The following is a 20,422-nucleotide window of genomic DNA, read 5'->3' as shown; positions in this document are numbered from 1 at the left end:
TCTGGAGGTTCACTGAAATGACCACGGAAAAAGTTAAGTACGGCGTCCATTCCGAAGCCGGCAAACTGCGCAAAGTCATGGTTTGCTCCCCAGGGCTCGCCCATCAGCGCCTGACCCCGAACAACTGCGACGAACTGCTGTTCGATGATGTGCTGTGGGTGGCACAGGCCAAGCGCGACCATTTCGATTTCGTCACCAAAATGCGTGAACGAAATGTCGATGTACTGGAGATGCACAACCTGCTGACCGACATCGTCGCCATCCCCGAAGCGCTGGACTGGATTCTCGAGCGCAAGATCACCGCCGATTCGGTGGGCCTGGGCCTGATCAATGAAACCGGCTCGTGGCTGCGCAGCCTGGAACCGCGCAAGATCGCCGAATTCCTGATCGGTGGTGTCTCGGCCGATGACCTGCCGGACAGTTTCGGCGGCAAGACCATCCAGATGTTCCGCGAATTCCTCGGCCACTCAAGCTTCATCCTGCCGCCGCTACCCAACACCCAGTTCACCCGCGATACCACGTGCTGGATCTACGGTGGCGTCACGCTCAACCCGATGTACTGGCCGGCACGTCGCCAGGAAACGCTGTTGACCACCGCCATCTACAAATTCCATCCGCAATTCACCAACGCTGAATTCCAGATCTGGTACGGCGACCCGGACAAGGACCATGGCAGTTCCACGCTGGAAGGCGGCGATGTGATGCCGATCGGCAACGGCGTGGTCCTGATCGGCATGGGCGAACGCTCGTCCCGCCAAGCCATCGGCCAACTGGCTGTCAGTCTGTTCAAGCACAAGGCCGTGGAAAAAGTCATCGTCGCCGGCCTGCCTAAATCCCGCGCGGCGATGCACCTGGACACCGTGTTCAGCTTCTGTGACCGCGATGTGGTGACCATTTTCCCGGAAGTGGTGAACCAGATTGTCGCCTTCACCCTGCGCCCCGATGAAAGCAAGCCGGGCGGCATCGATATCCGCCGCGAAGAAACCAACTTCCTCGACACCGTGGCCAAGGCCCTCAACCTCAAGGCCCTGCGCGTCGTCGAAACCGGCGGCAACAGTTTCGCCGCCGAACGCGAGCAATGGGACGACGGCAACAACGTGGTCGCCGTGGAGCCCGGTGTGGTCATCGGCTACGACCGCAACACCTACACCAACACCCTGCTGCGCAAGGCCGGTGTGGAAGTCATCACCATCAGCGCAGGCGAACTGGGACGCGGTCGCGGCGGCGGCCATTGCATGACCTGCCCGATCATCCGCGATCCGATCGACTACTAACCTATCAGCCTTGGCCCGCACCGACCGAGCGCGGGCCAACGGGATAACCGACACCTTAGGAGATCCAAAATGGCGTTCAATATCCATAACCGCAATCTGCTGAGCCTGGAACACCACACCCCTCGCGAATTGCGCTACCTGCTCGACCTGTCCCGCGATCTCAAGCGGGCCAAATACACCGGCACCGAACAGCAACACCTCAAGGGCAACAACATCGCGCTGATCTTCGAGAAAACCTCGACCCGCACCCGCTGTGCGTTCGAAGTCGCCGCCTATGACCAGGGTGCCAATGTCACCTACATCGACCCGAACTCCTCGCAGATCGGCCACAAGGAAAGCATGAAGGACACCGCCCGCGTGCTCGGGCGCATGTATGACGCCATCGAGTACCGTGGCTTCAAACAGGAAATCGTCGAGGAGCTGGCCAAGTTTGCCGGCGTGCCTGTATTCAACGGCCTGACCGATGAATATCACCCGACACAAATGATCGCCGACGTGCTGACCATGCGTGAACACGCCGACAAGCCGATCCACGAAATCAGCTATGCCTACCTTGGGGATGCGCGTAACAACATGGGCAACTCGCTGCTGCTGATCGGCGCCAAGCTGGGCATGGACGTGCGCATCTGCGCGCCGAAAGCCCTGTGGCCGGCGGACGACCTGGTGGCTCGCTGCAAAAAATACGGAGAGGAAAGCGGCGCGCGCATCACTCTCACCGAAGACCCGAAAGCGGCGGTCAAGGGCGTGGACTTCATCCACACCGACGTCTGGGTCTCTATGGGCGAGCCGGTTGAAGCCTGGGCCGAACGCATCCAGCAATTGCTGCCGTATCAGGTGAATGCCGAGCTGATGAAAGCCACCGGCAACCCGCGCACCAAGTTCATGCACTGCCTGCCGGCCTTCCACAACAGCGATACCAAGGTCGGCAAGCAGATTGCCGAGCAGTACCCGCACCTGAAGAACGGCATCGAAGTGACCGATGACGTGTTCGAGTCGCCGGCCTGCATCGCTTTCGAGCAAGCGGAGAACCGCATGCACACGATCAAGGCGATTCTGGTGTCGACACTGGCGGATCTGTAAGGACTGAAGCCCCCTCCATCCGATCGTTCCCACGCTCTGCGTGGGAATGCCGCCACGGACGCTCCGCGTCCGATGTGACGCGGAGCGTCACGGGATGCATTCCCACGGGGACCGTGGGAACGATCAAACTGAAAGGACATGCACCATGCGTATCGTCGTTGCTCTGGGCGGTAACGCCCTGCTCCGCCGGGGTGAACCCATGACCGCGGACAACCAGCGCGCCAATATCCGGATCGCCACCGAGCAGATCGCCAAGATCCATCCCGGCAACCAACTGGTCATCGCCCACGGCAATGGCCCGCAAGTCGGCCTGCTATCGCTGCAAGCGGCCGCCTACACCTCGGTGTCACCTTACCCGCTGGACGTCCTCGGCGCCGAAACCGAGGGCATGATCGGCTACATCATCGAACAGGAGCTGGGCAACCTGCTGGACTTCGAGGTGCCCTTCGCCACCTTGCTGACCCAGGTCGAAGTCGATGCCAACGACCCGGCCTTCCAGAAACCCAGCAAACCCATTGGCCCGGTGTACGGCAAGGCCGAGGCAGAAAAACTGGCTGCCGAAAAAGGCTGGGCCATCGCCCCCGACGGCGACAAATTCCGCCGCGTGGTCGCCAGCCCCAAACCCAAGCGCATCTTCGAAATCCGCCCGATCAAATGGCTGCTGGAAAAAGGCAGCATCGTGATCTGTGCCGGCGGTGGCGGCATCCCCACCATGTACACCGCACCCGGCAAACTTGAGGGCGTGGAAGCTGTGATCGACAAAGACCTGTGCTCGGCGCTGTTGGCCGAACAGCTGGAAGCCGATCTGTTGGTGATCGCCACCGACGTCAACGCCGCCTTTATCGATTTCGGTAAACCGACGCAGAAAGCCATCGCCCAGGCGCACCCCGACGAAATGGAAAAGCTCGGCTTCGCCGCTGGCTCCATGGGACCGAAGGTGCAGGCAGCCTGCGAGTTCGCACGCCATACTGGAAAAGTCGCGGTGATCGGCTCTCTGGCGGACATCGAGGCGATCGTCCAGGGCAAGGCTGGCACACGCATCAGCACAGCGACACCTGGCATTACTTACTTGTAAGGAGAGAAGTCCATGGCACAGTTTGAGCCAGGTCACTTGCACATCGAGCGTCATGCGCTGACACCGGACGATGTCAGTTACAACGTGCACCTCGACTATGAAGTCAGCACCAATGACAAAGGTGAAAAAGGCATCCTGTTCACCATGCATGGCAACATTCAAGGCAAGGACATGTCAGAGCCCTTCTTCCTGCCCAAGGAGGAGGCCTACAACTTCGCCAGGGATGTGACGAGAATTGCCGAGAAGTACGGGATTCCGAAGGCACACAGCCAGATCGGCTCGATCCACAAGCACTACGACTTGATGTTCGAAGACATCCGGCAGCAGTTGAATATGAAATCCGGTGATCCGGTAAACCCCGAACACTTCGAGTAACCCGAACACACGTTCTGTGCTCAACCCAAACCACTGTGGGAGTGGGCTTGCTCGCGAAAGCGCTGTATCAGTCGCCATCCTCGTTGACTGACACGACGCCTTCGCGAGCAGGCTCGCTCCCACAAGGGTCTAACCCCCGGCATTGAAGTCCACGCAGGATTTCACCATTAGCCCGCCCCAAGGCATACTTGCCACCCTCCGCACGCCAGAACCCAAAACTGCACCATGCGTATCCACGTCAGCTTCATCGATCGCGTCGGCATTACCCAGGAAGTCCTGGCCTTGCTCGGTGGACGAAACCTCAACCTGGATGCGGTGGAAATGGTTCCGCCCAACGTCTACATCGACGCGCCGACCCTGAGCCCCGAAGTGCTGGAAGAGTTGCGTGATGCGCTGTTGAGCGTGCGGGGCGTACAAGCCATGACCGTGGTCGACATTCTTCCCGGGCAACGTCGGCACCTGCAGCTCGATGCGCTGCTCGCGGCGATGACCGACCCGGTGCTGGCGCTGGACAGCGCTGGCAAGGTGCTGCTGGCCAACCCGGCGTTGATTGCCCTGTACGGTCGCGAGCCGGCCGGAGAAAGTGTCGCCGACCTGTTTGCCGATCCGGCGCTGCTCGATGCGTTGCTCGAACACGGTTTTCGCCTGCCGTTGCGAGAGATCACCGTCAACGGCCAGACCTTGTTGCTCGACGCCACGCCGATCACCGACGCTGGCGCCCTGTTGACCCTGTATCAACCCAATCGCATCGGTGAGCGCCTGTCGGCATTGCACCATGATCACGCTGAAGGCTTCGATGCGTTGCTGGGCGAATCGCCGGTCATTCGCACGCTCAAGGTTCGCGCGCAGCGGGTGGCGGCACTCGATGCGCCGCTGTTGATCCAGGGCGAAACCGGCACCGGCAAAGAACTGGTGGCGCGGGCTTGCCATGCCATCAGCGCCCGCCACAACGCACCGTTCCTGGCATTGAATTGCGCGGCACTGCCGGAGAACCTCGCCGAAAGCGAACTGTTCGGCTACGCCCCCGGCGCCTTTACCGGGGCACAACGGGGCGGCAAGCCGGGGCTGATGGAACTGGCCAACCAGGGCACGGTGTTTCTCGACGAAATCGGCGAAATGTCACCGTACTTGCAGGCCAAGCTGCTGCGATTCCTCAACGATGGCAGCTTCCGTCGGGTGGGTGGCGATCGCGAGGTCAAGGTCAACGTGCGAATCCTCAGCGCGACCCACCGCGACCTGGAGAAAATGGTCAGCGAAGGCTTGTTCCGCGAAGACCTGTTTTACCGCCTCAACGTACTCAATGTCGAAGTCCCGCCCCTGCGCGAACGCGGCCAGGACATCCTGCTCCTGGCCCGCTATTTCATGCAGCAGGCTTGCGCACAGATCCAGCGCCCGGTCTGTCGCCTGGCGCCGGGCACTTACCCGGCGCTGCTCGGCAACCGCTGGCCGGGCAACGTGCGGCAACTGCAAAACGTGATTTTCCGTGCAGCGGCCATTTGTGAAAGCAGCCTGGTGGACATTGGCGACCTCGACATCGCTGGCACCTCGGTGGCACGCCAGAGCGATCAGGATATCGACAGCCTGGAGCAGGCCATGGATGAGTTCGAGAAAACCCTGCTGGAAAAGCTCTACGTCAGCTACCCCTCGACCCGCCAACTGGCCAGCCGCCTGCAAACGTCTCATACCGCCATCGCTCATCGATTGCGCAAGTACGGCATCCCCAAACAGCCTTGAAATTGATCGTTCCCACGCGGAGCGTGGGAACGATCGATTCAAAAGCGACCTTCACCTGTACTGAAAGCGCTACAGCGGAACGATTTCGCTACACCCCTCTGCAACCAGCCCTGCGCAAGGCTTTGATCCACTTCAGCTTTTTTCTCCTGCTGCGGCCGTAGCGATTTCGCTACAGCCTGCGAACTCAGCTTGACCCAATATAATCTTAACTTGTTGATTTATAACAATAAAACAACATTGGCCGCCTTTTTGCTTAGTAAGCCCCCATAAACCAGGGCATTGCCCAAGCATTCAATCGCGTCCACCAGACGAGTCTGGCCCCCTTAGGAGTTTCCATGAGCGAGTTGCGTTTTACTGAAGATCACGAATGGCTGCGCACCGAAGCTGACGGCACTGTCACAGTCGGCATCACCGCTTTCGCGCAGAACGCTCTGGGCGACGTGGTTTTCGTACAACTGCCAGAGTTGCAGTCCTACGACAAAGGCGCTGAAGCAGCCACCGTGGAATCGGTAAAAGCCGCCAGCGGCGTGTACATGCCACTGGACGGAGAAGTGCTGGAAGTGAACCCGGCGCTGGACGCCAGCCCTGAGCTGGTCAACGAAGATCCGCTGGGCGAAGGCTGGTTCTTCCGTTTCCAGCCCGCTGACGCTACCGCTGTCGGCCAACTGCTGGATCAGGACGCTTACGACCGCCTGATCAAAGCCCAAGCCGAAGCCTGAGGAGCCTGCCATGACTATCAATCTCAGCACCGCCAATGAATTCATCGCCCGCCACATCGGCCCCCGCGCCGGTGACGAGCAAGCCATGCTCAACACCCTCGGCTTCGACTCCCTCGAAGCCCTGAGCGCCAGCGTCATTCCCGACAGCATCAAGGGCACCAGCGTGCTCGGCCTGGAAGACGGCCTGAGCGAAGCCGACGCCCTGGCGATGATCAAAGGCATCGCCGGCAAGAACCAACTGTTCAAGACCTTCATCGGCCAGGGCTACTACGGCACCCACACGCCGTCGCCGATCCTGCGCAACCTCCTGGAAAACCCGGCCTGGTACACCGCCTACACCCCGTACCAGCCAGAAATTTCCCAGGGCCGCCTCGAAGCCCTGCTGAACTTCCAGACCCTGATCAGCGACCTCACCGGCCTGCCGATCGCCAACGCCTCCCTGCTCGACGAAGCCACCGCGGCCGCCGAAGCCATGACCTTCTGCAAGCGCCTGAGCAAGAACAAGGGCAGCCACCAGTTCTTCGCCTCCGTGCATTGCCACCCGCAGACCCTCGACGTGCTGCGCACCCGTGCCGAACCGCTGGGCATCGAGGTGGTGGTCGGTGACGAGCGCGAACTGAGCGACGTGTCGCCGTTCTTCGGCGCCCTGCTGCAGTACCCGGCGAGCAACGGTGACGTGTTCGACTACCGCGAACTGACCGAGCGCCTGCACGCCGCCAACGCCCTGGTGGCGGTGGCCGCCGACCTGCTGGCCCTGACCCTGCTGACCCCGCCGGGCGAATTCGGTGCCGACGTGGCCATTGGCAGCGCGCAACGCTTCGGCGTGCCGCTGGGCTTCGGTGGCCCGCACGCGGCGTACTTCTCCACCAAGGATGCGTTCAAGCGCGACATGCCCGGCCGTCTGGTCGGCGTCTCGGTGGACCGTTTCGGCAAGCCGGCCCTGCGCCTGGCGATGCAGACCCGCGAGCAGCACATCCGCCGCGAGAAGGCCACCTCCAACATCTGCACCGCGCAAGTGCTGCTGGCCAACATCGCCAGCATGTACGCCGTGTACCACGGTCCGCAGGGCCTGACGCAGATCGCCCAGCGTGTGCACCAGTTGACCGCGATCCTGGCCCAAGGCCTGAAAGCGATCGGTCTGAACGTCGAGCAAGAACACTTCTTCGACACCCTGACCCTGAACACCGGCGCCAACACCGCAAAACTGCACGAGCAGGCCCACGCCCAGCAGATCAACCTGCGCGTGGTCGACGCTGAACGTCTGGGCCTGTCCCTGGATGAAACCAGCACCCAGGCTGACGTCGAAACCCTGTGGGCGCTGTTCGCCGCGGGCCAGGCCCTGCCGGACTTCGCCGCCCTCGCCGCCGCCACGCAAGCGACCCTCCCGGCCGCGCTGCTGCGCCAGTCGCCGATCCTCAGCCACCCGGTGTTCAACCGCTACCACTCGGAAACCGAGCTGATGCGCTACCTGCGCAAGCTGGCGGACAAGGACCTGGCGCTGGACCGCACCATGATCCCGCTGGGTTCGTGCACCATGAAACTCAACGCCGCCAGCGAAATGATCCCGGTGACCTGGGCCGAATTCGGCGCCCTGCACCCGTTCGCCCCGGCCGCACAAAGCGCCGGCTACCAGCAGCTGACCGATGAACTGGAAGCGATGCTCTGCGCCGCCACCGGCTACGACTCGATCTCGCTGCAGCCGAACGCCGGTTCGCAAGGTGAATACGCCGGCCTGCTGGCCATCCGCGCCTACCACCAGAGCCGTGGCGAAGACCGTCGCGACATCTGCCTGATCCCGTCCTCGGCCCACGGCACCAACCCGGCCACCGCACAGATGGCCGGCATGCGCGTGGTGGTCACCGCCTGCGACGCCCGCGGCAACGTCGACATCGAAGACCTGCGCGCCAAGGCCATCGAGCACCGCGAGCACCTCGCCGCGCTGATGATCACCTACCCGTCGACCCACGGCGTGTTCGAGGAAGGCATCCGCGAAATCTGCGGCATCATCCACGAGCACGGCGGCCAGGTGTACATCGACGGCGCCAACATGAACGCCATGGTCGGCCTCTGCGCCCCGGGCAAGTTCGGCGGCGACGTCTCGCACCTGAACCTGCACAAGACCTTCTGCATTCCCCACGGCGGTGGCGGCCCGGGCGTCGGCCCGATTGGTGTGAAATCGCACCTGGCGCCATTCCTGCCAGGCCACGCGCACATGGCGCGCAAGGAAGGCGCGGTGTGCGCCGCGCCGTTCGGCAGCGCGAGCATTTTGCCGATCACCTGGATGTACATCCGCATGATGGGCGGCGCCGGCCTCAAGCGCGCGTCGCAGCTGGCGATCCTCAACGCCAACTACATTTCCCGTCGCCTGGAAGAGCACTACCCGGTGCTGTACACCGGCAGCAACGGCCTGGTGGCGCACGAATGCATCCTCGACCTGCGCCCGCTGAAAGACAGCAGCGGCATCAGCGTCGACGACGTGGCCAAGCGCCTGATCGACTTCGGCTTCCATGCCCCGACCATGTCCTTCCCGGTGGCCGGCACCCTGATGATCGAGCCGACCGAAAGCGAATCCAAGGAAGAACTGGACCGCTTCTGCGACGCCATGATCCGCATCCGCGAAGAAATCCGCGCGGTGGAAAACGGCACCCTGGACAAGGACGACAACCCACTGAAAAACGCCCCGCACACCGCGGCGGAGTTGGTCGGCGAGTGGTCGCATCCGTATAGCCGTGAGCAGGCGGTTTATCCGCTGGACACTTTGATCGACGCCAAATATTGGCCGCCTGTGGGCCGTGTCGACAACGTGTTCGGCGACCGCAACCTGGTCTGCGCCTGCCCGTCGATCGAAAGCTACGCTTAAACCAACAGGGGGCGGGTTTACTCGCCCCTATCAAGCACACCACACCCCCTGTAGGAGCTGCCGCAGGCTGCGATCTTTTGATCTTGATCTTGAAAAAAACAAGATCAAAAGATCGCAGCCTGCGGCAGCTCCTACACAAAGCATCTCCCGTGAAACGCCTATAACAAGAAACCGGAGAACAACCATGTCGTTAAGCGTGTTCGACCTGTTCAAGATTGGCATTGGCCCCTCCAGCTCCCACACCGTCGGCCCGATGCGCGCAGCCGCACGTTTCGCCGAAGGTTTGCGCCGTGAAGGGCTGCTCACCGCGACCGCTTGCGTCAAAGTCGAGCTGTACGGCTCACTCGGCGCCACCGGTAAAGGCCACGGCAGCGACAAGGCTGTGTTGCTCGGCCTGGAAGGCGAACACCCGGATACCGTGGATACCGAAACCGTCGCCGCTCGCCTGCACGAAATTCGCGGCAATGGTCGTTTGAACCTCCTCGGCGAACACAGCATTGCGTTCAATGAGAAAGAACACCTGGCGATGATTCGCAAGCCCTTGGCCTATCACCCCAACGGCATGATCTTTCGCGCCTTCGACACCGCGGGTTTGCAAATCCGCAGCCGCGAGTACTATTCAGTCGGCGGTGGTTTTGTCGTCGATGAAGACGCCGCCGGCGCCGACCGTATCGTCGAAGACGCTACCCCCCTGACCTTCCCGTTCAAAAGCGCCAAGGACCTGCTGGGTCACTGCACCACCTACGGCTTGTCCATCAGCCAGGTGATGCTGACCAACGAAAGCGCCTGGCGCCCGGAAGCGGAAACCCGCGCCGGCCTGCTGAAGATCTGGCAAGTGATGCAGGACTGCGTCGCCGCCGGTTGCCACAACGAAGGCATCCTGCCCGGCGGCCTGAAGGTCAAGCGCCGGGCAGCCGCGCTGCATCGGCAATTGTGCAAGAACCCCGAATCGTCACTGCGCGATCCGCTGTCGGTACTGGACTGGGTCAACTTGTACGCCCTGGCGGTCAACGAAGAAAACGCCAACGGCGGACGCGTGGTAACTGCTCCGACCAACGGCGCGGCCGGGATCATCCCGGCGGTACTGCATTACTACATGCGCTTCATCCCCGGCGCGAACGATGACGGGGTGGTGCGCTTTCTGCTGACAGCCGCGGCCATTGGCATTCTGTACAAGGAAAATGCCTCGATCTCGGGCGCCGAAGTCGGCTGCCAGGGCGAAGTCGGCGTGGCCTGTTCAATGGCGGCGGGAGCCCTTTGCGAGGTGCTTGGCGGCACCGTGCAGCAAGTGGAAAACGCTGCGGAAATCGGCATGGAACATAACCTCGGGCTGACCTGCGACCCGATTGGCGGGCTGGTGCAAGTGCCTTGCATCGAGCGCAACGCCATGGGCTCGGTCAAGGCCATCAATGCCGTGCGCATGGCCATGCGCGGCGATGGGCAGCACTTCGTGTCCCTCGACAAGGTCATCCGCACCATGCGCCAAACCGGCGCCGACATGAAAAGCAAATACAAGGAAACCGCCCGTGGCGGTTTGGCGGTCAACATTATCGAGTGCTGATGCGCGCTCATCTTCACACTTCTCCAGGAGCTGAATATGTCCACCGAACAACTGTTGAAAACGCCGTTGCACGCCCTGCACGTCGAATTGGGCGCGCGCATGGTGCCGTTCGCCGGCTATGACATGCCGGTGCAGTACCCGCTGGGCGTGATGAAAGAACACCAGCACACCCGCGAGCAGGCCGGCCTGTTCGATGTCTCGCACATGGGCCAGATTCGCCTGACCGGTGCCAATGCCGCCAAGGCACTGGAAACTCTGGTGCCAGTGGACATCGTCGACTTGCCGGTGGGCATGCAGCGCTACGCGATGTTCACCAACGAGACCGGTGGCATCCTTGACGACCTGATGGTCGCCAACCTGGGTAACGACGAACTGTTTTTGGTGGTCAACGCCGCCTGCAAGGACCAGGACCTGGCCCACCTGCGCAAGCACATCGGTGACCAGTGCACCATCGAGCCCCTGTTCGAAGAACGCGCCCTGCTCGCCCTGCAAGGTCCTGCCGCGGTGACCGTACTGGCACGTCTGGCGCCAGAAGTGGCAAAGATGACATTCATGCAGTTCGCCCCCGTGAAACTGCTGGGCGTCGACTGCTTTGTCAGCCGCTCGGGTTACACCGGTGAAGACGGTTTCGAAATCTCGGTACCGGCCGCCAACGCCGAAGCCCTGGCCCGGGCCTTGCTGGCCGAGCCTGAAGTAGCGGCCATCGGCCTCGGCGCACGCGACTCCCTGCGCCTGGAAGCCGGCCTGTGCCTGTACGGCCATGACATGAACACCGACACCAGCCCGATCGAAGCCAGCCTGTTATGGGCCATCTCCAAGCCGCGTCGTGCCGATGGCGCGCGCGCCGGTGGCTTCCCTGGCGCAGAAAGTGTGTTCGCACAACAACAAACCGGTGTTACCCGTAAGCGCGTTGGCCTGCTACCGCAGGAACGCACACCTGTGCGCGAAGGTGCTGAAATCGTCAACGAAGCAGGCGAGATCATCGGCAGCGTCTGCAGCGGCGGCTTTGGACCGACCTTGGGTGGCCCTTTGGCCATGGGTTACCTGGACAGCGCCTACACCGCCATCGATACGCCGGTATGGGCAATCGTTCGTGGGAAAAAGGTGCCTTTGCTTGTAAGCAAAATGCCATTTGTTCCACAACGCTACTATCGCGGTTGATTGACTGTTCCTATAAGTAACGCGGTTGTGCTTACACTGCACTAATGTGTAACGCAACCGCCATAAAATAGTGCATCGTTTGGCTCTTAGCTTCGATTATGAACTTTGCTTATAACGATCGAAAACATCTGAACACCGTCAACGCATACGCCCGCGCTAGTTGTCAGTGGTGTCAGCAACCTGAGCAAATCCGGGGCCTCCAAAGGGGCTTGTTTTTTCTCCCGAAGTTGGCGTAGAGTTTGTTCACTGTGTTTGCATGGGTCGCTTGGAATCGTGACCTGGGCAGTAGCCTACAAGTTAGCTACATCCCGTTCGACGTCTTCTTACTCTCCTGCAACCAGCCCCAGTACTCTTTCATGAGAAAGAGACTGTCATTAATTTTTTGCGTCAAAGGAAATAAGAAATGTCCCAACGTCAGAGCGGTACCGTCAAGTGGTTTAACGACGAAAAAGGTTTTGGTTTTATCACACCTGAAAGCGGTCCGGATCTGTTCGTGCATTTCCGCGCCATCCAGGGCAACGGTTTCAAGAGCCTGAAAGAAGGCCAGAAAGTGACCTTCATCGCTGTGCAAGGCCAGAAAGGCATGCAGGCTGACGAAGTACAAGCAGAAGCTTAATCTTCTGTAACGAAAAAGCCCCTGATGCTGACATCAGGGGCTTTTTTGTGCGCGTAAATCCGTAAAATGGCTTCTTTTTGCGCCCAGAGGCTGCCATGTCGAAACACCTGCTCAAACCCCAGGGCGACTTCCCCGCCGTCGGCCTGGGTCGTCGCCTGGCAGCAATGTTCTATGACTTCCTGCTGTGCACCGCCCTGCTGATCGTCACCAGCGGCGTCTACAAGATGATCCAGATGGCGATCATCGGCGAAGAGAAAATGCGCACCCTGACCGAAGCCGGCGCGCTGGACGGTGATCCGCTGCTCTCGACGGTCTTGCTGTTCGTGCTGTTCGGCTTCTTCGCCAAGTTCTGGACCTATTCAGGGCAGACCCTGGGCATGCAGGTGTGGTGCGTACGGGTACAGAATGCCGATGGCTCATCCATCAGCCTGTGGCAGGCGCTGTTGCGCTTTGTAGTGGCGATCGCGTCGTTGCTGTGCGTAGGCCTGGGGTTCTTCTGGTCGCTGTTCGACAAGCAGAAGCGCAGCTGGCATGACATGTATTCCAACACCCAGCTGGTGCGGGTCCCGAAGAAGAACAAATAATTCAGCCATACGAAAACCACTGTGGGAGCGAGCCTGCTCGCGAAAGCGGTGTGTCAGTCACTATCAACTTTGACTGTTACACCGTCTACGCGAGCAGGCTCGCTCCCACAAGTTTTTTTTACTGAATGAGAGACCTCAGGCGTTGCCGGCCAGCTTCATCCGCGCCGCCTGGGTAAAGTCAAGCATGCGCTTGAGCGGCCGAATCGCCTGCGGAATCAACGCCGGATCAACAAAGATCTCGTTCGTCCCTTCCTTCAAGCTCTTGAGCGTGCGCTCAAGGGTATTCATCGCCATCCAGGGGCAATGCGCGCAACTGCGGCATGCCGCGCCGTTACCGGCCGTTGGCGCTTCGATAAAGACCTTGTCCGGGCACAGCTGCTGCATCTTGTAGAAGATACCGCGATCGGTAGCGACGATCAGGGTCTTGTTTGGCAGGCTCTGTGCCGCCGCGATCAACTGGCTGGTGGACCCGACGGCATCCGCCAGCTCGATCACCGAGGTCGGCGACTCCGGGTGTACCAGGATCGCTGCATCCGGATACAGTGCCTTCATGTCTTCGAGCTGCTTGGACTTGAACTCTTCGTGAACGATGCAGGCACCGTCCCATAGCAGCATGTCGGCACCGGTCTGACGCTGGATGTAAGTACCCAGGTGCTTGTCCGGCCCCCAGATGATGGTTTCACCGTTATCCATCAGGCTTTCGACGATTTCCAGCGCGCAGCTTGAAGTCACCACCCAATCCGCGCGGGCTTTGACCGCCGCCGAGGTATTGGCGTAGACCACCACCGTACGCTCCGGGTGCTGGTCACAGAACGCGGAAAACTCATCGACGGGGCAACCAAGGTCCAGCGAGCACGTCGCTTCCAGGGTGGGCATCAGGATGCGTTTTTCGGGGTTGAGGATCTTGGCTGTCTCGCCCATGAACTTCACACCGGCGACCACCACCGTCTTGGCCGGGTGGGCGTTGCCGAAGCGGGCCATCTCCAGCGAGTCGGAAACACAGCCTCCGGTCTCTTCGGCCAGGGCCTGAATCACCGGATCGCAATAGAAGTGCGCCACCAGCACCGCGTCCTGAGCCTTGAGCTCGGCAGCGATGGCGGCACGATAATAAGCTTCCTCATCGGCGGTCAGCGGCTTGGGCTGCTTGGCGTCGAGGTGGGCTTGAACCAGAAGGCGTTCGGAAATCTGCGTCATGTTCGCAAGACCTGCAGGCGCATTCGCGCGAAAGTCGAGTATACACCCGGCTCCGGACCCAACAGGGTACCGCCGGGAAAGTGAGTATTGATCAGGCACGGACAGCGTTGAAGCTGCGCAAGGCTACAGAATATCGGCAGGATGCAAAAGATGATTCTGACCTGCGCCCTGCAGTGCAGCAAAGGAACAGGCGAGCGTTAAATCGCAGGCAAAAAAAAACCCGGAAATCCTCACTTGCGTGGGCCTTCCGGATTTTCTAAACCGCCAAAAATGGTGGGTCGTGTGGGATTCGAACCTACGACCAATTGGTTAAAAGCCAACTGCTCTACCAACTGAGCTAACGACCCGCTGTGTGGTGGCGCGTATAATACTGATTTTTAAGGACTATTCAACACCTATTTTAAAATAATTCAAAAATAAGGTGTTGGGTCGCTGATTCCGGCCGCCGCAAAGCCTTCTGCACGCAGTCGGCAGCTGTCGCACTTGCCGCAGGCACGGCCGTTATCGTCGGCCTGGTAGCAGGAAACGGTCAGGCCGTAGTTCACGCCAAGCTTCACACCTGCCTGGACGATCTGTGCCTTGCTGAGGTTTTGCAGCGGCGCCTGAATCCGGAAGCCATTGCCTTCCACGCCTGCCTTGGTCGCCAGATTGGCCATGCGCTCGAACGATTCGATGAACTCGGGACGGCAATCCGGGTAACCGGAGTAATCCACCGCGTTGACGCCGATGAAGATATCCCGCGCACCGAGCACTTCCGCCCAGCCCAACGCCAGGGACAGGAATACCGTGTTACGCGCAGGCACGTAAGTCACCGGAATGCCCTCGCCCAACTCTTCCGGGATATCGATGCTGGTGTCGGTCAGCGCCGAGCCGCCCATTCCGTTCAGGTTAAGGCCGATGACCTTGTGCTCGACCACACCCAGGTCGCGGGCAACGCGTTCGGCGGCGTACAGTTCGGCGTGAGAGCGCTGGCCGTAGTCGAAGCTCATGGTGTAGCAGCTATAGCCTTCGGCACGCGCCATGGCCACGACGGTTGCCGAGTCCAGGCCACCGGACAACAGGATGACCGCGCGTTTTTCGGCAGTGTTGAGTGGTTCAGTCATTTCAGCGCCCCGGCTCGTCATTCCAAAGATATTTGTGCAGCTGCAATTGCAGACGCACTGGCAGGTTGTCCGCCACCACCCAGTCCGCCAGGTCTCGCGCATTGAGATCGTGGTGGCTTGGCGAAAACAGGACTTCGCCGGCACGCTGGTCCAGACCGTACTGGATCAGCTTGGACACGGACCAGTCATAGTCTTCACGCGAGCAGATGACAAACTTCACCTGATCGTTGGGCGTCAGCAGCTCGATGTTTTCATAGCGATTGCGGTGCGCTTCCTTCGAACCCGGGGTTTTCAGGTCGACAACGCGACTGACCCGGGAATCTACCGCCGAGATATCAATGGAGCCACTGGTTTCCAGTGACACTTCGTAACCGGCATCGCACAAGCGCTTGAGCAATGGAATGGCATTGGGCTGGGCCAGGGGCTCGCCACCGGTGACACAGACGTAACGCGGCCGAAAGCCGGCTACCTGCTCGAGGATATCGTCAAGGGTGCGAAGGGTCCCACCCGTGAATGCGTAGGCGCTGTCGCAGTACTGGCAACGCAGAGGGCAACCGGTCAGGCGCACAAAAACAGTGGGCAGGCCAGCAGTCCGCGTTTCCCCCTGCAACGAGTAGAAAACTTCGGTAATTCTCAATGTGTCTTGCATAGTCGCCACGGGCGTAACAGCTAAACAGGCTGTCCGCCTCCGTCAGGCACTTCAAGGAACCCCGGCAATGCGCAGGCCCCAAAAAGCGTGTTTCAGAAAATGGGGGTGAATTCTAACGAAAAAACCCGCGACAAGCGCGGGTTTCTTCGAAACGGGTCAAGCAGCCATTACATTTTTTGCAAGTCACGCTGGGCCAGCTGAGCGGCGGAAGTGCCCGGGTACTGCGACACAACTTGTTGCAAAATGCCTTTTACCTTGTCGGGATGACCCAGGCGGCGTTCTACATCAGCGAGCTTGTACAGCGAGTCAGGCACTTTGGCGTGCTTGGGGTACAGTTGCGAAACCTTGGCAAATGCCTGACCCGCACCTTGCAGATCGCCTTTGGCCAGGTTCACTTCGCCCAACCAGTACTGGGCATTGCCTGCGTACTGGCTGTTCGGGTACTTGCGCAGGAAAGCGGCAAAAGCCTGGCTGGCCTTGTCGAAGTCCTTGGCCTTGATCAGGTCGAAGGCAGCGTCGTAATAGAGCTTTTCCTTCGCCGGATCTGCCGGCTCGCTACCCGCGGCGGGTGCTTGAGCGGCAGCCGCTCCCGCACCTGCAGCTGCGCCAGCTGCTGCACCAGGGGCATTCAAATCGCCACCGGTGGAAGAATTCTCAGGAGTCGCGGCTGGTGCAACGCCGGTTCCTATGCGCCGATCAAGATCCTGGTATCGCTCCAGGCTTTCCTGCTTCATGCGCGCTACATCATTTTGCAGAACCTCGATCGCACCTTGCTGGCGCTCGATCTGTTGCTGCATTGATTGCAGTTGGTTGAACAGCTCGCCCTGTGCCGAGACAGGGGCCGAAACCCCTCCCCCGGCATAGGCGCCGTTCGTACCGTAACCTGCAGGCGGATAACTGGTCCCGCTATTGTTATAGCCGGAATCGTTTTCGACCACAGGAACCGCAGCCCACGCCGCAAGCGGCGCGAGACTGAGAGCCAGGACAGTTACAGCACGACGGCACGTTCGCATGACGAATTACTTACGCAGTTCGACGCGACGGTTTTGAGCCCAGGACTGCTCGTCGTTGCCGGTAGCAACTGGACGCTCTTCGCCGTAGGAAACCAGTTCCAGCTGAGCTGGGGAAACACCTTGCAGTACCAGGTAGCGCTGAACGGCTTTCGCACGACGCTCGCCCAGTGCCATGTTGTACTCACGAGTACCACGTTCGTCGGTGTTGCCTTCCAGAACAACGCGAGCGCCGTTTGCTTTCAGGTCTTTGGCGTGAACGTCCAGAGCGCGCATGGCTTCTGGCTTCAGGTCCGAACTGTCGTATTCGAAGTAGAAAGTGGTGATAGCGCGCAGTGCAGCTTCTTCGCTCAGGGAGCCGTCAACTGCACCAGTGTTTGCGCCGTAACCAGCGTTTGGATCTACCGCGCCTTCACCGGCATTGTCGCCGCCTTTGGACGAGCAACCTACAGCTACAGCCATGGCCAGTGCCAGCGCAGCAAATTTACCAAACTTCAGCATTTCCATCGTGAAACTCCTAATGAACCCCAGTGTGTTAAGTACAACGTATAGCGCCGCGTCAGTTCAGGTAAGGGGACCAGGAAGGTTCTCTGACTTCGCCTTGAGCGGTAGGAAGCGGGAGCCTTACGCGTCCATTGATAGACACGAGCATCAAGACTCCCCGGCCCTGCTGGCGGGTGGCGTAGATTACCATGGTGCCGTTGGGCGCGACAGTGGGCGACTCGTCCAGAGTGCTATCAGTGAGGATTTTTACGCTACCGCGTTGCAAATCCTGGGCCGCCACCTTGAAATTGGTGAAACCTTCCTGACGATGGATCATCACCAGGGTCTTTTCATCAGCCGACAGCTTAGGGTTGGCGTTGTAGTTACCGACGAAAGTCACGCGCTCGGCACCACCGCCACCCACGCTGGTCTTGTAGATCTGCGGTTTGCCGCCACGGTCGGAGGTGAAGTAGATGGTCGAACCATCCTTGCCCCAGAACGGTTCGGTGTTGATGCCCTGGCCGTTGGTAACGCGACTGATCTGGCGCGAGCCCAGGTTCATCACGTAGATGTCCGGGTTACCGTCCTTGGACAATACGAATGCCAGGCGATTGCCATCCGGCGACCAGGCTGGCGCGCCGTTCAGGCCTTCGAAGTTGGTGATCTGCTCACGGCGACCGGTGTCGATGTTCTGCATGAAAATGCGCGGACGCTTCTGCTCGAACGAGACGTAGGCGATACGCTTGCCATCGGGGGCGAAACGCGGCGACAGGATCGGCTCGCGCGATTGCAGCAGGGTCACGGCACGGGCACCGTCATAGTCCGAACGCTGCAGCGTGTAACGGGTGTTCTTTTCGGAGAAGCGCTCGGCCGTCACGTACAGCAGGCGAGTCGAGAACGCACCCTTGATACCGGTGAGTTTTTCGAACGACTGGTCGGCGATGTAGTGCGACATGTCGCGCAACTGATCGACGCTGCCCGACACGCTGCCGGTGAGCACTTGTTGCTCGGTGGCGACGTTGAACAAGGCGTATTGAACCTGCAGGCGACCGCCCGCTGGCGCAATGCTGCCGACCATGACGTACTGGGCGCCCAGCGCCTTGAAGTCACGGAAGATGATTTCGCTCGCCTGGCTTGGCTGGCTGATCATGTTCTGTTTTGGAATCGGCGAGTAGTAACCCGAGTTGCGCAGGTCGTTACCGATGATTTCCGCCATGTCGTCCGGCAGCACGCTGCCGCCCTGGTTGCCGAACGGCACGACTGCAATCGGAGTAGCCCGATCGCTGCCGCTGGTGACCAGAATGTTTTTCTCATCTGCCATCGCGATCCCTGCCATGCAGCAGATCACGACGAGCATTCCTCGAAGGAGGTTTCTCACGGGGCTAGATCCTCAGGTGTGAATGTCATCTTGAATGAACGATACGGAGCAAAATCGCTCGGCTTCATTCCCTGCATTTCTGTCAAACGTCCAATATTCTTCACTGCCGCTACGGCTGAAGCGTCAAACGGACCGTCGCCACTGGACTTGAGCACCTTGACCGAAGTCACCGTACCGTCCGGCAACATGCCGATTTGCAGCTGAACCGTCATGCCTTTGCGGGCCGAAGGTGGACGAGCCCAGCCTTCCGCTGCACGCAATCGAATCAGATCATCGAAGCTGCCGGCGACTTCGTCGCCCTGCTCATCCGCCAAGGCCTGCTGACGCTGAGGCGTGTCGGAAAGCAAATCTGCCAAGGCCTGGGCCTTCTTGTCTTCGGCGGATTTACGCGCCGCATCCTGCGCTTTCTTCTTCGCAGCATCGGCAGCAGCTTTCTTCTTCGCTTCTTCGGCGACTTTCTTCTTCGCCTCTTCAGCTTCAGCTTTCTTCTTGGCGTCTTCAGCGGCTTTCTTCTTCGCGTCTTCGACGACCTTTTTCTTCGCTTCTTCAGCGGCCGCTTTCTTGGCCTCTTCTTCAGCAGCCTTCTTGGCTTCTTCTTCCGCTTTCTTCTTGGCTATATCAGCCAATTGTTTCTCTTCTGCCTTCTTGGCTTCGGCGGTCTTCTTCGCTTCATCGGCTTTCTTGGCTTCGTCGGCCTTCTTGGCCTCGTCAGCCTTCTTCGCCTCTTCAGCTTTCTTCGACTCGTCGGCCTTCTTGGCTTCCTCGGCCTTTTGAGCCGCTTCTTCTTTCTTTTGTTCCGCAGCCTTCACCGCTTCCTGTTCGACCTTCTTCTGTTCCAACTGCTCGACTTCGGTCTGGCGCGCGGCGGATTTCTTCGCCTCACCCGCAATCTTCTGATTGGTCTGGGTGGTTGCCTGACTTTTCGATTTCAACTGGTACAGGGTCGCCTGGACAATCGGCTTGGCCGGCGGCAACTCCGGAGTGAAGGCAAAACTGACAAACAGCATGCCGAACACCAGCACGTGCAAGCCAATCGCCCAGACACTAGGCCAGAAGTAGCTTTCCGAGGCGGACGGCTCTCGCTGTTGCTGCATCAGGGCGCCTCGGTAATCAAGCCAACATTACCGACGCCGGCTTTCTGCAACCCGCCCATCGCGCCCATGACAGACCCGTAGTCGACGCTCTTGTCGCCACGAATGAAGACCTGGGTACGCTTGCCGCCTTCGTTGCCCACGCGAATGATCTTGGTCACCGCGTCAGTCATCTGCGGCAGGGTCATGGCGCGGTCTTGTTGCTTCTCTGTATCGACTTCGCTGCCAAGGTTCCAGTAGTAGGTCTTGTCAGCCTTGATCGAAATGGTCAGGACCTGGGTGTTGTTGTCCTGCGGCAAGGCTTCGCTGGAAACCTTGGGCAGATCAACTTTCACGCCCTGATTGAGCATTGGCGCGGTCACCATGAAGATGACCAGCAGCACCAACATCACGTCGATGTAGGGCACCACGTTCATCTCGGCGACCGGCTTGCGCTTTTTGCGAGCTCGAGCGATTAAAGCCATTGGGAATTACC

The 20,422-nt window shown here is 60.0% G+C and carries 19 protein-coding genes and 1 tRNA gene; 11 read left to right on the top strand and 9 right to left on the bottom strand.

The genetic code is table 11. From position 1 onward, the window contains the following. Positions 1–17: 17 nt before the first annotated feature. The 11 genes from arcA to PSUM_RS26975 all read left to right on the top strand — a co-directional run bounded on the left by arcA (position 18) and on the right by PSUM_RS26975 (position 13,039). Entirely contained in the window at positions 18–1,274 is a 1,257-nt protein-coding gene (gene arcA, locus PSUM_RS27025) for an arginine deiminase (RefSeq protein ID WP_020800265.1), read from the top strand. Between the two features lie 69 nt (positions 1,275–1,343). Next, positions 1,344–2,354, top strand: a complete 1,011-nt coding sequence (locus PSUM_RS27020) for an ornithine carbamoyltransferase (protein WP_020800264.1) — start codon at positions 1,344–1,346, stop codon at positions 2,352–2,354. Positions 2,355–2,499: 145 nt separating this feature from the next. Next, the gene (gene arcC, locus PSUM_RS27015; protein WP_020800263.1) at positions 2,500–3,429 is read left to right on the top strand and encodes a carbamate kinase; all 930 of its coding nucleotides are present in this window, start codon (positions 2,500–2,502) and stop codon (positions 3,427–3,429) included. Between the two features lie 12 nt (positions 3,430–3,441). After that, complete coding sequence (locus tag PSUM_RS27010; RefSeq protein ID WP_020800262.1) at positions 3,442–3,804, top strand: DUF5064 family protein; 363 nt, start codon at positions 3,442–3,444, stop codon at positions 3,802–3,804. 225 nt (positions 3,805–4,029) lie between these two features. Continuing rightward, positions 4,030–5,538: a sigma-54-dependent transcriptional regulator gene (locus PSUM_RS27005; RefSeq protein WP_020800261.1), complete on the top strand. Its 1,509-nt coding sequence runs from the start codon at positions 4,030–4,032 to the stop codon at positions 5,536–5,538. A gap of 335 nt (positions 5,539–5,873) precedes the next feature. Continuing rightward, positions 5,874–6,257 (top strand): glycine cleavage system protein GcvH, encoded by a 384-nt coding sequence (gene gcvH / locus PSUM_RS27000; RefSeq protein ID WP_083349676.1) that lies wholly within the window; start codon positions 5,874–5,876, stop codon positions 6,255–6,257. Positions 6,258–6,267: 10 nt separating this feature from the next. Beyond that, positions 6,268–9,117, top strand: coding sequence for an aminomethyl-transferring glycine dehydrogenase (gene gcvP, locus PSUM_RS26995; protein WP_083349677.1), 2,850 nt, complete (start codon positions 6,268–6,270; stop codon positions 9,115–9,117). A gap of 184 nt (positions 9,118–9,301) precedes the next feature. Beyond that, complete coding sequence (locus tag PSUM_RS26990) at positions 9,302–10,678, top strand: L-serine ammonia-lyase (protein WP_083349678.1); 1,377 nt, start codon at positions 9,302–9,304, stop codon at positions 10,676–10,678. A gap of 36 nt (positions 10,679–10,714) precedes the next feature. After that, complete coding sequence (gene gcvT / locus PSUM_RS26985; RefSeq protein ID WP_033041496.1) at positions 10,715–11,839, top strand: glycine cleavage system aminomethyltransferase GcvT; 1,125 nt, start codon at positions 10,715–10,717, stop codon at positions 11,837–11,839. 403 nt (positions 11,840–12,242) lie between these two features. After that, positions 12,243–12,455, top strand: a complete 213-nt coding sequence (locus tag PSUM_RS26980) for a cold-shock protein (RefSeq protein ID WP_007977299.1) — start codon at positions 12,243–12,245, stop codon at positions 12,453–12,455. A 95-nt stretch (positions 12,456–12,550) separates the two neighbouring features. Continuing rightward, positions 12,551–13,039 carry an RDD family protein gene (locus PSUM_RS26975; protein ID WP_020798450.1) on the top strand — a complete coding sequence of 163 codons (489 nt, stop codon included), beginning with the start codon at positions 12,551–12,553 and terminating at the stop codon, positions 13,037–13,039. A gap of 135 nt (positions 13,040–13,174) precedes the next feature. Here the strand turns inward: PSUM_RS26975 and nadA are convergent, their stop codons facing one another. The 9 genes from nadA to tolR all read right to left on the bottom strand — a co-directional run bounded on the left by nadA (position 13,175) and on the right by tolR (position 20,402). Then, positions 13,175–14,233: a quinolinate synthase NadA gene (nadA, locus tag PSUM_RS26970; protein WP_008054654.1), complete on the bottom strand. Its 1,059-nt coding sequence runs from the start codon at positions 14,231–14,233 to the stop codon at positions 13,175–13,177. Between the two features lie 271 nt (positions 14,234–14,504). After that, a tRNA-Lys gene (locus tag PSUM_RS26965) sits at positions 14,505–14,580 on the bottom strand. 63 nt (positions 14,581–14,643) lie between these two features. After that, complete coding sequence (queC, locus tag PSUM_RS26960; protein WP_020798451.1) at positions 14,644–15,336, bottom strand: 7-cyano-7-deazaguanine synthase QueC; 693 nt, start codon at positions 15,334–15,336, stop codon at positions 14,644–14,646. 1 nt (position 15,337) lies between these two features. After that, positions 15,338–15,985 carry a 7-carboxy-7-deazaguanine synthase QueE gene (gene queE / locus PSUM_RS26955; RefSeq protein WP_020798452.1) on the bottom strand — a complete coding sequence of 216 codons (648 nt, stop codon included), beginning with the start codon at positions 15,983–15,985 and terminating at the stop codon, positions 15,338–15,340. Between the two features lie 167 nt (positions 15,986–16,152). Beyond that, positions 16,153–16,998: a tol-pal system protein YbgF gene (gene ybgF, locus PSUM_RS26950; protein WP_033040435.1), complete on the bottom strand. Its 846-nt coding sequence runs from the start codon at positions 16,996–16,998 to the stop codon at positions 16,153–16,155. Between the two features lie 6 nt (positions 16,999–17,004). Continuing rightward, positions 17,005–17,502, bottom strand: coding sequence for a peptidoglycan-associated lipoprotein Pal (gene pal / locus PSUM_RS26945; RefSeq protein WP_003178634.1), 498 nt, complete (start codon positions 17,500–17,502; stop codon positions 17,005–17,007). Between the two features lie 52 nt (positions 17,503–17,554). Then, complete coding sequence (gene tolB, locus PSUM_RS26940) at positions 17,555–18,835, bottom strand: Tol-Pal system beta propeller repeat protein TolB (RefSeq protein ID WP_173667181.1); 1,281 nt, start codon at positions 18,833–18,835, stop codon at positions 17,555–17,557. 17 nt (positions 18,836–18,852) lie between these two features. After that, the gene (gene tolA, locus PSUM_RS26935; RefSeq protein ID WP_020798455.1) at positions 18,853–19,950 is read right to left on the bottom strand and encodes a cell envelope integrity protein TolA; all 1,098 of its coding nucleotides are present in this window, start codon (positions 19,948–19,950) and stop codon (positions 18,853–18,855) included. Then, the gene (gene tolR / locus PSUM_RS26930; RefSeq protein ID WP_162276380.1) at positions 19,950–20,402 is read right to left on the bottom strand and encodes a protein TolR; all 453 of its coding nucleotides are present in this window, start codon (positions 20,400–20,402) and stop codon (positions 19,950–19,952) included. Before tolR ends, tolA begins: the two co-directional genes overlap by 1 nt. Between the last annotated feature and the right edge of the window lie 20 nt (positions 20,403–20,422).

Source organism: Pseudomonas umsongensis (assembly GCF_002236105.1).
Lineage (GTDB): Bacteria > Pseudomonadota > Gammaproteobacteria > Pseudomonadales > Pseudomonadaceae > Aquipseudomonas > Aquipseudomonas umsongensis.
This window is presented reverse-complemented; position numbering and strand designations above follow the sequence as displayed.